This window comes from Tropicimonas sp. S265A (assembly GCF_049800835.1).
In the GTDB taxonomy this organism is placed as follows: domain Bacteria; phylum Pseudomonadota; class Alphaproteobacteria; order Rhodobacterales; family Rhodobacteraceae; genus Dinoroseobacter.
In genome coordinates this window covers 241882-256627 of sequence record NZ_JBNAFU010000001.1, presented here as the reverse complement: position 1 = coordinate 256627, position 14746 = coordinate 241882, and the positions used below count along the sequence as shown (strand labels likewise).

14 protein-coding genes and 1 tRNA gene are annotated in these 14746 nt (G+C 62.7%); 8 read left to right on the top strand and 7 right to left on the bottom strand.

All coding sequences use genetic code 11. The annotated features are described in order from the left end of the window. Positions 1 to 4: 4 nt before the first annotated feature. The 6 genes from ACP15N_RS01290 to ACP15N_RS01265 all read right to left on the bottom strand — a co-directional run bounded on the left by ACP15N_RS01290 (position 5) and on the right by ACP15N_RS01265 (position 7318). Positions 5 to 955 carry a GAF domain-containing protein gene (locus ACP15N_RS01290; protein ID WP_425090408.1) on the bottom strand — a complete coding sequence of 317 codons (951 nt, stop codon included), beginning with the start codon at positions 953 to 955 and terminating at the stop codon, positions 5 to 7. 68 nt (positions 956 to 1023) lie between these two features. Further along, positions 1024 to 2709 (bottom strand): ABC transporter ATP-binding protein, encoded by a 1686-nt coding sequence (locus ACP15N_RS01285; RefSeq protein WP_425090407.1) that lies wholly within the window; start codon positions 2707 to 2709, stop codon positions 1024 to 1026. A gap of 10 nt (positions 2710 to 2719) precedes the next feature. Beyond that, the gene (locus ACP15N_RS01280) at positions 2720 to 3802 is read right to left on the bottom strand and encodes an ABC transporter permease (protein WP_425090406.1); all 1083 of its coding nucleotides are present in this window, start codon (positions 3800 to 3802) and stop codon (positions 2720 to 2722) included. Between the two features lie 113 nt (positions 3803 to 3915). Next, entirely contained in the window at positions 3916 to 5283 is a 1368-nt protein-coding gene (locus ACP15N_RS01275) for a CmpA/NrtA family ABC transporter substrate-binding protein (protein ID WP_425090405.1), read from the bottom strand. A gap of 275 nt (positions 5284 to 5558) precedes the next feature. Continuing rightward, positions 5559 to 6734 (bottom strand): ABC transporter substrate-binding protein, encoded by a 1176-nt coding sequence (locus ACP15N_RS01270; RefSeq protein WP_425090404.1) that lies wholly within the window; start codon positions 6732 to 6734, stop codon positions 5559 to 5561. Next, positions 6734 to 7318 carry an ANTAR domain-containing response regulator gene (locus ACP15N_RS01265; RefSeq protein ID WP_425091583.1) on the bottom strand — a complete coding sequence of 195 codons (585 nt, stop codon included), beginning with the start codon at positions 7316 to 7318 and terminating at the stop codon, positions 6734 to 6736. Before ACP15N_RS01265 ends, ACP15N_RS01270 begins: the two co-directional genes overlap by 1 nt. Positions 7319 to 7576: 258 nt before the next feature. Between ACP15N_RS01265 and ACP15N_RS01260 the strand changes: the two genes are divergently transcribed. Beyond that, on the top strand, positions 7577 to 8020 hold the full coding sequence (locus tag ACP15N_RS01260) for an RrF2 family transcriptional regulator (RefSeq protein WP_425090403.1): 444 nt from the start codon (positions 7577 to 7579) through the stop codon (positions 8018 to 8020). Positions 8021 to 8212: 192 nt separating this feature from the next. On the opposite strand, the gene ACP15N_RS01255 is transcribed toward ACP15N_RS01260, so the two are convergent. Then, positions 8213 to 8302, bottom strand: a tRNA-Ser gene (locus ACP15N_RS01255). Between the two features lie 159 nt (positions 8303 to 8461). On the opposite strand from ACP15N_RS01255, the gene ACP15N_RS01250 reads away from it, so the two are divergent. From ACP15N_RS01250 to ACP15N_RS01220, 7 genes are all read left to right on the top strand, one after another. Then, positions 8462 to 9280 carry a DUF2059 domain-containing protein gene (locus ACP15N_RS01250; RefSeq protein WP_425090402.1) on the top strand — a complete coding sequence of 273 codons (819 nt, stop codon included), beginning with the start codon at positions 8462 to 8464 and terminating at the stop codon, positions 9278 to 9280. A 211-nt stretch (positions 9281 to 9491) separates the two neighbouring features. Next, entirely contained in the window at positions 9492 to 10136 is a 645-nt protein-coding gene (locus ACP15N_RS01245) for a 50S ribosomal protein L21 (RefSeq protein ID WP_425090401.1), read from the top strand. Between the two features lie 11 nt (positions 10137 to 10147). Then, positions 10148 to 10417 (top strand): 50S ribosomal protein L27, encoded by a 270-nt coding sequence (rpmA, locus tag ACP15N_RS01240; RefSeq protein WP_425090400.1) that lies wholly within the window; start codon positions 10148 to 10150, stop codon positions 10415 to 10417. A 197-nt stretch (positions 10418 to 10614) separates the two neighbouring features. Further along, positions 10615 to 11154 carry a GNAT family N-acetyltransferase gene (locus ACP15N_RS01235; RefSeq protein ID WP_425090399.1) on the top strand — a complete coding sequence of 180 codons (540 nt, stop codon included), beginning with the start codon at positions 10615 to 10617 and terminating at the stop codon, positions 11152 to 11154. Between the two features lie 198 nt (positions 11155 to 11352). Continuing rightward, complete coding sequence (obgE, locus tag ACP15N_RS01230) at positions 11353 to 12390, top strand: GTPase ObgE (RefSeq protein ID WP_425090398.1); 1038 nt, start codon at positions 11353 to 11355, stop codon at positions 12388 to 12390. Next, positions 12378 to 13484, top strand: coding sequence for a glutamate 5-kinase (gene proB, locus ACP15N_RS01225; protein ID WP_425090397.1), 1107 nt, complete (start codon positions 12378 to 12380; stop codon positions 13482 to 13484). The genes obgE and proB overlap by 13 nt, the downstream gene beginning before the upstream one ends. Further along, a complete protein-coding gene (locus ACP15N_RS01220; protein ID WP_425090396.1) occupies positions 13481 to 14746 on the top strand; it encodes a glutamate-5-semialdehyde dehydrogenase in 1266 nt (421 codons plus the stop codon). The genes proB and ACP15N_RS01220 overlap by 4 nt, the downstream gene beginning before the upstream one ends.

The following is a 14746-nucleotide window of genomic DNA, read 5'->3' as shown; positions in this document are numbered from 1 at the left end:
CCTTTTAGTTGTACCAGGCGACGATGTGGCTGAAGTCGCCGCTGCGGTAGAGAGGGAGCCCGACGAAGGACGAATAGCCCGCAGGCAGCCCTGCGGAGCCACGGACGATCACGGGCACGCCCTTGCCAAGGACCTGGCCGATATGGCCTTTCCAGGCTGCAGCAGTCGGGCGTCCTTCGCCACTGCCGTCATCCTGCCAAAGCGTGCCTTCGCGCTCGCACACCCCGTCCATGAGCGCGGCCCGGGCCGGGTTGCCCATCCGTTCGGGCGTGACCGACCAGATCTCGAACCGGCGGGCGAGCGGGGTGCCGATCGCCGACAAAAGCGTCATGACGAACTGCTGATCGCCGGGTACCGGCACCGGCAGGCCAAGACCCGTCGTCAGCCCTGCAGCCCCCGCAGCCGAGGCACGGACGAACCGGTAGCCCGAGCCCAGATCGCGCATCAGGATCGGCGTCAGCGCGGACCAGACGGCCCCCGGCAGGCCCTGACCCTTGGGGAAATGCGTGTGGCGGGAGACGAACTCGAACTCCTTGGCCGCACCATAATATCCATCATGCAGCATCAGCAGACCGTCCTGATCCTCGGTCCAGACCTCGATCGCGCCAATGCGCAAGGCGTCGTCGCCACACAGCACGACCAGCACTGCCTTGAGGGTCGACTTGGCAAAGATCGGGATTGCCATCGCGGCGGTCAGGCCGGCCGCCTTGGCGGCCTCGGTGCGCTTGAAGTACGACCCGTCAAACTCTTTCAGCACGACCGGGCGCGCTTCGGCCCAGGCTTTGCCGGGCAAGCCTTCGCCCTTGGCAAACGAGGTGGCGCGGGAGGCCTCCTCGAACGCATCCAGCGAGCCGTAGTCACCACCTGCGAAGACCAAACTGTCTCCCTCCGGCAGCCAGACCTCGGCGACCTGTACGAACGTGTCTTTCTCTTCCTTGGTGACGTTGCCGTCCATCGTCTCAGACCTTCTGGAGTTCCGGGGCAGGGGCCGGCGCACCAGCCCCCGGGTCGCAGGGCGTGTCCTTACTCGGCGGCCACCTTGACGGGGGCTTCAACCTTGGGCTTGGGTTTCGCGCCGTGCTCGTATTCCTCGAGGAAATCCAGAACCTGCTGGCGGTACCGATAGTAATCGGGGTGCTCCAGAAGCGCCTTGCGGGTGCGCGGGCGCGGCAGGTCCACATCGACAATCTTGCCGATGGTGGCATGCGGGCCGTTGGTCATCATGACCACGCGGTCGGCCAGCAGGATCGCCTCGTCCACGTCATGGGTCACGCAGATCGCGGTCACCTTGGTGCGCGACCACACCTCCATCAGAACCTCCTGCAATTCCCAGCGGGTCAGGCTGTCAAGCATCCCGAACGGCTCGTCCAGCAGCAGCAGCTTGGGGCTGAGCGCAAAGGCACGCGCAATCCCCACACGCTGCTTCATCCCGTTCGAGAGGTCCGCCGCGGGCTTATCCATACTGTCAGCAAGCCCGACCCTTTCGAGATAATACTCAACGACATCTGTCCGTTCTGCCTGGCTGGCGCGCGGGTAGACGCGATCGACTCCGACACTGACATTCTCCTTCGCGGTCAGCCATGGAAAGAGGGAGGGAGACTGGAACACAACCGCGCGTTCCGGGTCCGCCCCTTCGACGTGGCGCCCATCCAGCTTGATGGCCCCTTTCGATATTTCGTTCAGACCCGCCGCCATGGTCAGGACCGTCGACTTGCCGCACCCGGAATGTCCGATCAGCGAGATGAACTCGCCCTTGTTGAGCTTGAGGTTGAAATCCTCGACCACGGTCAGAGGGCCCTTGGGCGTCGGATAAACCTTGTGCAACTGGCTGAAATCCAGAAAGCGCTGCTCGATCATCCCTTCCTGCGCCTTGGCCACTGCGGTCGGAACCCCATGGATCGGCGTGACGTCTGGCAGCAGTTTGGAGCCTTCGACCTTCGCCTCGATCCCGACATCCATCAGATAGGTGGTGACGCTGGCGCGCAGTTTCTTGAAGGTTTCGTCATGGTTCATCGCGATCCGGTCGCGCGGGCGCGGGATCGACACCTTGAACTCTTCGCCGAGTGTGCCGTCGGGGTTCAGCGCAATGATCCGGTCGGCCAGAATAATCGCCTCGTCCACGTCGTTGGTGATCAGCACGCAGGTCTTCTTGTTGGCCTCCCAGATGCGCTCGATCTCGTCGGCCAGGTTGCCGCGCGTCAGCGCGTCCAGCGCCGAGAGCGGCTCGTCCAGCAGCAGGACCTCGGGGTCCATGGCCAGCGCGCGCGCCACGTTCACCCGTTGACGCATACCGCCAGACAGTTCCGCCGGACGGCGCGTCGCGGCGTGGCTCAGCCCGACCATCGACACGTAATGCGCTACTTTTTCCGCCTTTTCTGCCTTGCTCAGACCCGGGAACATCGTGTCGACCGCAAGACCCACATTTCCGTTCACCGTCAGCCAGGGCATCAGCGAGTAGCTTTGAAAGATCACGCCGCGTTCCGGGCTCGGCTCGGTGATTGGTGCACCTTTGAACGTGACCTCGCCCTTGGTGGGCGTCTCAAGCCCCGCCATCAGGTTGATCAGCGTCGTCTTGCCGGTGCCGGAGAAGCCGAGGAGGACGAGGAACTCGCCGTCCTCCACACTCAGGTTGATATCCTTCAGCACGTCGGTGCGGTGCGCACCCTCGCCGAAGCTTTTCGAGACGTTCTTGAACTCAAGGACGGGCATCTGTGCAGCCTCAGCGATTGTTGGTGAAGGTGAAGAGCGACTGGATCGTGAACATCAGCCGGTCCAGCAGGAACCCGATGATGCCGATGGTCAGGACCGCGACCATGATCCGTGCCAGGCTATCGGACGATCCGTTCTGAAACTCGTCCCAGACGAACTTGCCAAGGCCGGGGTTCTGCGCCAGCATCTCTGCCGCGATCAGCACCATCCAGCCCACACCGAGGCTCAGACGCAGGCCGGTAAAGATCAGCGGCAGAGCGGAAGGCAGCACCAGCTTGGTGATCTTGGTGTAGGTGTTCATCTTCAGAACCTTGGAAACGTTGACCAGGTCCTTGTCGATGGAGGCCACGCCGAGTGCTGTGTTGATCAGCGTCGGCCAGAGCGAGCAGAGCGTCACGGTAATGGCGGACACGAGGAACGACTTGGCGAACAGGCCATCGTTGGTCGTGTAGACCGCCGAGACCACCATGGTCACGATGGGCAGCCATGCCAGCGGCGAGACCGGCTTGAAAATCTGGATGATCGGGTTCAGCGCAGCGTTTGCCGTCACCGACAGGCCGGCGGAGATGCCAAGCGGCACCGCGATGATGGTGGCGATCAGGAAGCCGAAGAACACTGTCTGGATCGACGTCCAGATCTGGTCGTAGTAGGACGGCGCGCCCGTATAGGCGATATCCTTGACCTCGTCGGCGCGTCCCGCGTCGATCAGGCGCTGGTTGCGCTGCTCGACCCGTTCGTTGAAGACACGTTCGCTCTCGGCCTTGGCCGCCGCGTCCTCATGCAGGGCAACGGCCTGTTCCCAGACCTGCGCGGGCCCGGGCACGGCGCCAAGCGATGTAACGACCTTGGGGGCGAGCGTGCCCCAGGCGGTCAGGAACAGCACAATCGCGAGGATCGGGACGAGAAACAGTTGCCAGATGTCTTTCATCTGCGCTTTTGGGTTGTCGCCTGCCGCGGCCTTCACCATCGGGGTGATCCATCCGAGGCCCAGAACCTTGAGCCAGGCGTCCGCCTTGTTGATGCGGGTAAACAGGCGTTCGCGGCGGGCCTCTTTGGCTTCTTTTGCAGCAAAATCAGGATCGACGGTTGTCATCGGGTCTGCTCCGGATAGGGGCGGCGCACATGTCGTGGCGCGCGCGGGGGAAAGCGGGTCGGATGTTGATCTTGGGAAGGTGCGCGCCCCCGGTTCGGAGGCGCGCGGGTGGTTTAGCCCTGAACTTCGGAGCCCACGACTTTCTGCTCGCCCTTCAGGCCGATCTCGAGGCTTTCGAGGTAGGCGTTGGGCTGCGTGCCGTCATAGGCGATGCCGTCGATGATATCGCCAGCCGGGGTCGGGTCCTTGTAGCCGTTGCTGTCCCACGGGAAGTCGGCTTCGTTGGCAAGGCCTTCGTCGACCAGCAGGCGCGCGGCCTCAAGGTAGATCTCGGGCTTGTAAACCATCTTGGCGACTTCGTCGTACCAGCTGTCCGGCTTGGCTTCGGCGATCTGGCCCCAGCGGCGCATCTGGGTCAGATACCAGACGGCGTCAGAGTAGAACGGGTAGGTGGCGTTGTAGCGGAAGAACACGTTGAAATCGGGGATTTCACGCTTGTCGCCCTTCTCGAACTCGAACGTGCCGGTCATGGAGTTGGCGATCACGTCGTAGTCTGCGCCCACGTAGTTCGGACGGCTCAGGATTTCCACCGCTTCGGGGCGGTTGGCATTGTCGTTCTCATCCAGCCAGATCGCCGCGCGGATCAGCGCCTTGGTGATGGCCAGCGTGGTGTTCGGGTACTCGTCCGTGAACTCCTTGGTCATGCCAAAGACTTTCTCAGGGTTGTTCTTCCAGATCTGGTAGTCCGTGATCACCGGAACGCCGATGCCCTTGAACACGGCCTGCTGGTTCCACGGCTCGCCCACGCAGTAGCCATAGATCGTGCCGGCTTCGAGCGTGGCGGGCATCTGCGGCGGAGGTGTCACCGACAGGAACGCATCGGCGTTGATCTGACCCGACACGTCTTCGGGCGAATAGAAGCCGGGGTGAATGCCACCTGCCGCCAACCAGTAACGCAGTTCGTAGTTGTGGGTGGAAACGGGAAACACCATGCCCATGTTGAACGGGCGACCGGAGCCGTTGTACTCATCGACAACAGGCTTCAGCGCGGCGGCGGAGATCGGATGCTGCGGACGACCATCGTCCATCTTCGGGATGTTTGGCTTCATCTGTTCCCACACCTCGTTCGACACGGTGATCCCGTTGCCGTTCAGGTCCATCGAGAACGGTGTGACGATGTGCGCTTCTGTCCCGTAGCCGATCGTGGCGGCAAGCGGCTGACCCGCCAGCATGTGCGCCCCATCGAGCGTGCCCGAGATCACTCCGTCGAGGAGAACTTTCCAGTTCGCTTGCGCCTCGAGCGTGACGAACAGACCTTCGTCAAAGAAATAGCCACGCTCATAGGCCACGGCGAGCGGCGCCATGTCTGTCAGCTTGATAAAGCCGAATTTCAATTCGTCTTTCTCGACGGGCAGCATCTCGGCCATGGCAGGCGACATCATCGCCGACGTGGTGAGAAGGGCAGCAACGATCTTTTTCATGATGTATCGTTTCCTGTGTTGAGCCCCGGGGAGGAGAGGGGCAAAAAGCAAAAAAGCCGCGCGAACGGTCCGTAACGGGTGTTACGAACAGTCGAGCGGCTTTGCTCCGGAGAGCCCTCATCACTGTGGGCCAAGCTAGGCGCGGACCCCCTTGTCCTGCGCGGCGTGCTCTCACATGGACCAGTGCCGCCGAGTCGGAAAAGCCTTTTCTGCAGCGAAATGTGTCGAAACGGAGATTTCGCCGCGCTGCAGCGCTGCAACTGCACAATAATTGATCAGCCAGCGTCGCTTGGATCAAAAATCGAGCCATCAAAAAACGCGTCAGGCCCGAGAGAGATCGAGCCTTTCGACGAGGCGACGGCGGTCGGGTGGGCGAGGGCACCTTCGATTTTCTCGGATGCGCCGGGCATATCGAGACCCAGGTCCGCAAGGTTCTCGCGGTAGAGGTCGCTGCGGAAGCACGCCTTGGCCGTGCGGATCGCCTGTGCCCGGTCCAGTCCGACCCGCGCCGCGATGTTGCTTGCAATCCACGCGGCCTGGCTGCGCCAAGGAAAGGTCGATGCGGCCCCGTGAAACATCAAGAACCGTCCGGTGGTCTGACCAAGTGCGCGCTTGCGGGTGACAAGCCGCCCGCTCAGCGCACGGTCGATGACCGTTGCGGGAACGTTGACGTAATCCTTGCGAGACAGAAGTTCGGACGCCACCAACCGGTTGTCTTCTTCCCCGAGCCATTTCGCTGCGCCGTACACCGCCCGCATCAACGCGCGCACGGTGTCTGGGTTGTCTTCGACCCAGTCATGGCGTGCGCCCAGAACCTTCTCGGGCGAGAACGCCCAGATTGCGCTGCCGGGCAGCACCAGTTCTCCCACGCCGTTTTCCACCGCAATGGACCCCCAAGGCTCGCCAACGCAGAACGCATCGATCTCGTCCGAGGCTATGGCATCCGCCATGAGCTGTGGCGGGACAGTTCGAACGTCCAACTCGCCCGGGGTCTTGAGACCGAGGGCGCCAAGCCAGTGAAACACCAACTCCGCGTGCATGGAGAATGGAAACGGCACACCGATGCGCAAACGTCGGTCCGTTGCCTTGATCAGGTGCTCGCCCGTGCCGCGCGGATCGCGAAAGCTCGCCGGCCAGCCAGCCGCACGCATCTTGCGCGCAATTTCATTCGACACCCCGATCACATCGCCATTCACCGACATTACCATCAGCGCGTCGATCTGGCTTGGCAGCCCGCCCAATCCCAGCGACATCGCCACCGGCAGCGGGCTGAGCATGTGCGCGGCATCCAGCGACCCCAGCGCCACGCCATCGCGCAAAGCGGACCAAGACGGTTGCTTGTGCAGCACAAGATCCACCCCCTCCGCGTCGGCGAACCCCAGATGCTTGGCTACAACGACGGTCGCGCAATCGACCAGTGGGACGAACCCGATATGCACCTCGCGCGCCATCAGCGCAGCAGGTCGGACGCCGTGACAAGCGCCTCCGCCACTTCGGACACCTTGCGCCCCTGGTCCATCGCCGTCTTGCGCAACATGGCATAGGCTTCGTCTTCGGAAATCCCTTTTGCCGTCATCAGCAGTCCCTTGGCGCGTTCGATTGTCTTGCGCTCGGCCAGGGCGCTTTTGGCGGCGGCCAGTTCGTTGCGAAGCTTCTTAAACATGTTGAAGCGCGCGATCGCGGCATCCAGAACGGGCTGTATCCGGTCCTTCGCCAAACCATCGACCACATAGGCGCTGACGCCCGCCTCGATCGCCGCGCGGGTCGTGCTGTCGTCGGAGCGGTCCACGAACATCGCAACAGGCCGGTCGTTGAAGCCCGACGCAATGCTGAGCGCTTCGAGCGTGTCGCGGCTCGGGTCAGCCATGGCGATCAGAACCACGTCCGGTTCGATCTGCGCCATGCGCCGGGCCAGCCCGGTGGGACTGCCCAGAACGGTGATCTCGGGGTCTCCGGTTTCTGCAAGCCCGTCGATAATCATCCGCGCGCGCGCTTCGTCCGGTTCGACGACGAGTATTTTGAGCTGCCCGGCCATGATGACTGTCTTAGAGGGTTCGGGGCGGTGGACAAGCATATCCAAGTGGCAGGCGCTCCTTTTCGATGCGCATGCACGGAAAACAGGCATTCCGTGAACTGAACACTCCCCGAACGGTCCATACCATGTGGCGCGTGCAACGTCCCCCGCGACATGTCGATGCGGAAGCGGGTTTTTATTGATCCAGATCAAAGACCGGTACAGAACCTATATTATCAAGTCGCCAATACGCCATGCCCCGGTAGAAGGCCCAAGAACATGCGTCTTACAACCCGAACGAACCTCGCGATGCGGACTTTGATGTACTGCGCCGTCAACACGGGCCGCAACATCCGCACCTCGGAGGTCGCCAAAGCCACCAACGCCTCCGAGAACCATCTGGGTCAGGTGATCAACATGCTGGGTCAGAAAGGCTTCATCGAAACCGTCCGCGGACGTGGGGGTGGGATCCGTCTTGCGCGTGACCCCGAGGATATCACCGTCGGCGGCGTCTTTCGCGTGTTCGAGGCCGGTGTGCCCTTTGCCGAATGCTTCGCCGATGACTGCACCTGTCCACTGGTTTCGGTCTGCCGCCTCAAAGGCGCACTGGGGGAGGCGCTGACCGCGTTCTACCGCAGCCTCGACAAGATCACCCTGTCCAGTCTGGTCAAGGACAACTCCGGGCTCAAAACGCTTTTCTCGGACGATCACGCAATCGCCTAGGTCCCGGCTTTCGTTGACCGGTATGTCGCGTGCAAGGGCGATATCGCACGTGCCAGGGTGATGCGCGCGCTCCATTGCCGCAAAGATTTCTACCGCACCAAGTCGACTGCTGACCACCCGTGAACAACGTCAAACAAGCGCGCGCTCACGCATCTGTCTGCGTGCGCATTTCCCGTCAATTGTGCAGGGTAGTGGCGGAGAGACAGGGATTCGAACCCTGGGTGGGCTTGCACCCACAACGGTTTTCGAGACCGCCCCGTTCGACCACTCCGGCACCTCTCCGCGAAGGGTCACGCGCGGTCTTTAGCGGCCCGACCGGACCCGTGCAAGGGCCATTCGGAACGGCTTTGCACGTCACATCACGGAAATCTGCGCGCAGACGGATTGGAAATCCGCCCCCGGACCCCTACTAATTCACTTACGCAATACGGAGACCGCAACGTGCGACACTGGATCCTTGCCTCCACCCTCGTGCTTTCGACGGCGCTGACAGCTGATGCTACCCCGCGCGCCGAAGGATTGTTGACCGCCATCGGGGCGGACAAGATGATCGAACTGATGCGGGTCGAGGGTCTCGAATACGGCGCAGGGCTTGCGGACGACATGTTCCCCGGACGTGGCGGTGACCGCTGGGAGAAGATGGTCAGCGACATTTATGACGTCGACCGCATGATGGCGACCTTCATCGACGGGTTCGCCACCAGCTTTGACGAGGAATACTTCGCCCCGGTTGAGGATTTCTATGCCTCCGAGATCGGCAAGGAGGTGGTCGCCCTGGAGCTGGCCACGCGCGAGGCGTTTCTGGAAGAAGGGATCGAGGACGCCGCGCGCGATGCCATCCCCGGTTTCGAGGAAAACCGCCCGGAAACCTTCGCCAAGGTCGCGGAGTTCATCGAGATCAACAGCCTGATCGACGAAAACGTCATCGGCGCGCTCAACGCGAATTTCGCCTTCATGACCGGCCTGTCCGATGGCGGCGGGTTTCCGACCGACCTGACACAGAACCAGATCCTCAACGATGTCTGGGCGCAGGAGGCCGAAATCCGGCAGAATTCGACGGAGTGGCTGTTTGCCTATCTGCTGATGGCGTATTCCTCATTGCCGGACGAGGATATGGAACAGTATCTGGAGCTGTCGCGATCGCAGGCGGGGCAGGCACTGACACGGGCCTTGTTCGAAGGGTTCGATGATATGTTTGTAGAGATTTCCCGCGATCTGGGTATCGCGGCGTCGCAGTTCATGGCTGGTGAGGAACTTTGAGCGCGAAACCCGTGCGGAATAGCCCTTTGCCCGCTTGACTTGACGCCTCTCATCGTCAATAAGCCGCCATCCCGGCACAGTGGTGCAGACGGGACATCCGATATACGCCGACAAAAGGCGCGCTGTTCGCGGCGGTCTCCGACCAAATGGGGGCCACAAACACCGGAAAACCCGGGGCCACAGGACGCGGTAGAAAACGAAGGAATACAATATGTTTGCGGTCCTCAAGACCGGCGGCAAGCAATACAAGGTCTCCAGCGGCGATGTGCTGCGCGTGGAGAAATTGGCCGCCCAGGCTGGTGACAAAGTCCAGTTCAACGAGATTCTCATGGTCGACGGCACTGTCGGCGCCCCCTTCGTCGAAGGCGCGGGCGTTCAGGCAGAGGTGATTGATCAGATCAAGGGCGAAAAGCTGATCCATTTCGTCAAGCGCCGCCGGAAGCACAGCTCCAAGCGCACGAAGGGTCACCGCCAGAAACTGACGCTGGTGCGGATCACCGACATCCTCGCCTCTGGCGCGGATGCCTCCGGTGTGATGGCCGCCACTGGTGCCGGGTCCGTCTCGGCCGCGGCGGTCGAAGCTGCGGCTCCGAAGAAAGCGCCCACCAAGAAGGCCGCGCCCGAGGCGGAGGCGGAGGCGCCCGCAGCGCCCGCCGGTGCGGATGACCTCAAGAAGCTGTCGGGTGTCGGCCCGGCGCTTGAGAAGAAATTGCTGGAGGCGGGCGTGACCACCTTCGCGCAAATCGCAGCGTGGACCGACGAAGATGTCGCCGACATGGACGAGAAACTGTCGTTCAAAGGCCGGATCGAGCGTGAAGGCTGGATCGCACAGGCCAAAGAACTGGCTCAGGGCTAAGGAGAGACGCAATGGCACATAAAAAAGCAGGCGGTTCCTCCCGGAACGGGCGCGACTCGGCTGGTCGTCGCCTCGGTGTGAAGAAATTCGGCGGCGAAGCCGTCATTCCAGGCAACATCATCCTGCGGCAGCGCGGCACGCGCTGGTGGCCGGGTGACAATGTCGGCATGGGCAAGGATCACACCCTGTTCGCCACCGTGGAAGGTCACGTGTCCTTCCGCAAAGGCTTCAAGGGTCGCACCTTCGTCTCCGTCCTTCCAGCAGCCGAGGCTGCCGAGTAACGCGTCGCGTCGCATCAGGGAATTCCCCAAAGACCGGCGCCCGCGCCGGTCTTTTTCGTTTTGAGATAGTTACTTATCCGTTTCTGGCGGTGCATTTCCGGGGCCATGCCCCCATGTGCACAGAACCGGAATGTCAGGGCGCTGTCATAGTCCTGCCGTTCTGATCTGACAGAGATGCTATTCGGAGGAGGAATGGCATGAATATGGAACTGACCACGCAAGGGGTGATCGTCCCCGCAACGCGGTTCACATTGCGGCCCCTGCGGCCATCGGATGCCGGGCTTGTTTCGCTCTATGCGTCCGACCGGCGCGTGGCAGAGGCAACCACATCCATTCCGCATCCCCTGCCGCCCGGCGCGTCCGAGGCTTTCATCGCGCGTAGCCTGTCGGCCGACAGTGATGAGGTGGTCTGGGTCATGGACGCGACCGCGCAGGGCGGGTCCGAGGTTCTGGGCCTGATTTCGCTCGACAGGGTTACACAAGACCAGTCCGAAATCGGTTACTGGGTTGCGCCTGCGTTCTGGAACGCCGGGTTCGCGTCCGAGGCCGTGATGGCGCTCGTGGCGGCCAATCCGCTGGAGAACCGAACAATTTTTGCCTCCGTGTTTCAGGACAATGCGGGCTCCGCGCGGGTGCTGACCAACGCGGGGTTCGAATACCTCGGCGATGCCGAAGCCTTTTCAGTCGCGCGCAATGCCAAGGTTCCAACCTGGACCTACCTGAAGAAAGTCGCCTGAAGTCATGCAGTTACCGGGCCTTTCCAAAGTAATGGCCCGGGGGCACCAGGGCTCGATCCCCCGTGATCCACGCACAGAGCGGCGCAAACCTGCACGGCGGCCGACGGCCGCAACACGGGTGGCTCCGGCGCGAGTTGCTTGAGCCTGTGCCGACAACCCGCTATCGCAACGCAAACTCGAACCATCAGGCCTCAACCCATGAAATTCCTCGATTTGACCAAGGTATACATCCGCTCCGGCAGCGGCGGTGGCGGCGCGGTCAGCTTTCGGCGCGAGAAATACATCGAATACGGCGGACCCGATGGCGGCGATGGCGGACGCGGCGGCGATGTCTGGGCCGAAGCGGTCGAGGGGCTGAACACACTGATCGATTTCCGGTATCAGCAGCACTTTTTCGCCAAGAACGGCCAGCATGGCATGGGCAAGCAGCGCACCGGCAAGGATGGTGATGACATCATTCTGCGCGTTCCTGTCGGAACGGAGGTGCTGGAGGAAGACGAGGAAACGGTCATCGCCGACCTCACCGAAGTCGGGCAGCGCGTGCGCCTTGCCAAGGGCGGCAATGGGGGCTTCGGCAACCTGCATTTCAAATCCGCCACCAATCAGGCCCCGCGCCGTGCCAATCCGGGCCAGCCCGGGGTCGAGCGCACGCTTTGGTTGCGGCTCAAACTGATCGCGGATGCGGGGCTTCTGGGCCTGCCGAATGCGGGCAAATCGACCTTCCTGGCGGCCACGTCCAATGCGCGCCCCAAGATCGCCGACTACCCGTTCACCACGCTGCACCCCAATCTCGGCGTGGTCGGCATCGACAATTGGGAGTTCGTGATGGCCGACATTCCCGGCCTGATCGAAGGCGCGCATGAGGGCAGGGGCATCGGCGACCGCTTTCTTGGCCATGTCGAACGCTGTGCAGTGCTGTTGCATCTGATCGACGGGACGTCCGAGGATGTGGTGTCCGACTACACCACCATCATCACCGAGCTCGAAGCTTACGGCGGCGCGCTTGCTGACAAGCCCCGCGTCACCGCGCTCAACAAGATCGATGCCTTGAGCGAAGAGGAAATCGCCGAACGCAAGGCCGCGCTTGAGGCTGCAAGCCGTGGCCCGGTTTTCACAATGTCCGGCGTCAGTCATGAGGGGGTGCCGGACGTGCTGCGCATGCTGCGCCGCCGGATCGAAGGCGCCCGCCAGGCGGAGGCCGCGCAAGACAAGGACGACGCGCCATGGCAGCCCTGAGCGACGCCCGCTGCCTTGTCGTCAAGATTGGCTCGGCTCTTCTGGTGGACCGCGCCACCGGCGACCTGCGCCGGGACTGGCTGCTGGGACTGGCCCGCGATATTGCCGATCTGCGTGCGCGTGGGACCGAGGTCATCCTTGTATCATCGGGGTCTATTGCGCTTGGTCGGCAAGTGCTCGATCTGGGAATGGAAACGCTGCCGCTTGAACGCGCGCAGGCAGCCGCGGCTGTCGGGCAGATCCGGCTTGCCCGCGCGTATGAGGAAGTGCTGGCGCCCCACGGCCTCAAGACCGCGCAGGTGCTTCTAACGCTTGAGGACAGCGCAGATCGCCGTCGTTACCTCAACACACGCGCCACGCTGGCCACATTGCTGAGCCTCGGCGTGACGCCCATCGTCAACGAGAACGACACCATCGCCACGGATGAAATCCGCTATGGCGACAATGACCGTCTGGCCGCGCAGGTCGCCGCAATGGCTGGCGCGGACCAGTTGGTGCTGCTGTCCGATGTGGACGGGTTCTATTCCGCCAACCCGGCAACGGACCCCGCGGCGCGCCGCTACGACGTGATCGAAGACATCACGCCCGAGATCGAGGCGATGGCGGGCGATGCGGGGTCCGGCCTGTCCAAGGGTGGGATGAAGACCAAGCTGATGGCCGCGCGCACTGCCACCGATGCAGGCTGCGCCATGGCCATCACCGACGGATTTGTCGACCGACCGCTCAAGGCATTGGAAAGCGGCGCACCCGCCACATGGTTCCTTGCCAAGACCGACCCGAAGGCGGCGCGCAAGAACTGGATCGCCGCGATGAAACCACGCGGAGAGATCACTGTCGATGCGGGCGCGGCTAGAGCGCTCGGGCAAGGCAATTCGCTGCTGCCTGCGGGCATCACGGCGGTCGCCGGTCGCTTTGGTCGGGGGGAGCCGGTGGCCATCCTCGACCCATCGGGGGCCGCGCTTGGGCTCGGTCTGACCCGCTATACCTCCGCCGAGGCGCAGGCCATCAAGGGCCATCGCAGCGGTGACATCGAAGCCATTCTGGGCTATCCCGGCCGGGCAGTCCTGATCCACAGAGACGATATGGTGCTATGAAAGACTTTGCCGACATTCCCGCCCTCATGTCCGAGATCGGCGCCAAGGCGCGCGCTGCAAGCGCGGAACTGGCTTTCGCCCCGGCGGAGGCCAAGGCCCATGCGCTGACGGCGGCCGCCGATGCCGTCTGGACGGCGCGGGCCGAGATTATCAGCGCGAACACGCAGGATATGGAGTTCGGGCGCACCAAGGGTCTGTCGCCTGCGATGATGGACCGGCTCATGCTGGACGAGGTTCGTATTCAGGGCATCTGCGACGGGCTCCGCGCGATTGCCTCTCAGGAGGATCCCGTCGGCGAGGTCATGACCGAATGGGACCGTCCCACGGGCCTGCATATCCGCCGGGTACGCACCCCGCTTGGGGTGATCGGCGTGATCTATGAAAGCCGTCCGAACGTGACGGCGGATGCGGGTGCGCTGTGTCTGAAATCCGGAAACGCCGTGATCCTGCGTGGCGGGTCGGAAAGCTTTCATTCCTCAGGCGCGATCCACCGCTGTCTTGTCGACGGACTGCGCGCCGCCGGTCTGCCGGAAGATGCCATTCAACTGGTGCCCACCCGTGACCGGGATGCCGTGGGCGAGATGCTGACCATGATAGATACGATCGACGTGATCATCCCGCGCGGCGGCAAGGGGCTTGTAGGCCGGGTGCAGGCCGACGCGCGTGTGCCTGTCTTCGCGCATCTCGAAGGAATCTGTCACATCTTTGTGGATGCGGATGCCGATGCTGAAAAAGCAAAGCGGGTCATCCTGAACGCCAAGACGCGGCGCACCGGCATCTGCGGGGCTGCGGAATGCATTCTTGTTGACCGCGCCTGGTACGACGCCAAGGGCGCTGCATTCCTGTCCGACCTGATCGGGGCAGGCGTTGAGGTGCGGGTCGAGGGCGATCTATTGCAGATCGACGGCACCGTGCCTGCACAAGAAGACGATTTCGGGCGCGAGTTCCTCGATATGATCATTGCGGCGAAGATCGTCGACGGCGTGGATGGCGCGATTGCGCATATTCGCCAGTATGGCTCGCAGCATACCGATTGCATCCTGACCGAGAATGACGCGACGGCGGACAGGTTCTTTACCCGCCTCGACAGCGCGATCCTGATGCGCAATGCGTCGACGCAATTCGCCGATGGTGGAGAGTTCGGCATGGGCGCCGAGATCGGGATTGCGACGGGCAAGATGCACGCGCGTGGACCGGTCGGAGCGGAACAGCTGACCTCGTTCAAATACCTTGTCGAAGGCGACGGGACGATCCGGGCGTGA

Excerpts from the sequence above, each read along its gene's own strand:
- ACP15N_RS01290 (WP_425090408.1), bottom strand. The coding sequence starts at position 955 with ATGGACGGCAACGTCACCAAGGAAGAGAAAGACACGTTCGTACAGGTC.
- ACP15N_RS01285 (WP_425090407.1), bottom strand. The coding sequence starts at position 2,709 with ATGCCCGTCCTTGAGTTCAAGAACGTCTCGAAAAGCTTCGGCGAGGGT.
- ACP15N_RS01280 (WP_425090406.1), bottom strand. The coding sequence starts at position 3,802 with ATGACAACCGTCGATCCTGATTTTGCTGCAAAAGAAGCCAAAGAGGCC.
- ACP15N_RS01275 (WP_425090405.1), bottom strand. The coding sequence starts at position 5,283 with ATGAAAAAGATCGTTGCTGCCCTTCTCACCACGTCGGCGATGATGTCG.
- ACP15N_RS01270 (WP_425090404.1), bottom strand. The coding sequence starts at position 6,734 with ATGGCGCGCGAGGTGCATATCGGGTTCGTCCCACTGGTCGATTGCGCG.
- ACP15N_RS01265 (WP_425091583.1), bottom strand. The coding sequence starts at position 7,318 with ATGGCCGGGCAGCTCAAAATACTCGTCGTCGAACCGGACGAAGCGCGC.
- ACP15N_RS01260 (WP_425090403.1), top strand. The coding sequence starts at position 7,577 with ATGCGTCTTACAACCCGAACGAACCTCGCGATGCGGACTTTGATGTAC.
- ACP15N_RS01245 (WP_425090401.1), top strand. The coding sequence starts at position 9,492 with ATGTTTGCGGTCCTCAAGACCGGCGGCAAGCAATACAAGGTCTCCAGC.
- rpmA (WP_425090400.1), top strand. The coding sequence starts at position 10,148 with ATGGCACATAAAAAAGCAGGCGGTTCCTCCCGGAACGGGCGCGACTCG.
- ACP15N_RS01235 (WP_425090399.1), top strand. The coding sequence starts at position 10,615 with ATGAATATGGAACTGACCACGCAAGGGGTGATCGTCCCCGCAACGCGG.
- obgE (WP_425090398.1), top strand. The coding sequence starts at position 11,353 with ATGAAATTCCTCGATTTGACCAAGGTATACATCCGCTCCGGCAGCGGC.
- proB (WP_425090397.1), top strand. The coding sequence starts at position 12,378 with ATGGCAGCCCTGAGCGACGCCCGCTGCCTTGTCGTCAAGATTGGCTCG.
- ACP15N_RS01220 (WP_425090396.1), top strand. The coding sequence starts at position 13,481 with ATGAAAGACTTTGCCGACATTCCCGCCCTCATGTCCGAGATCGGCGCC.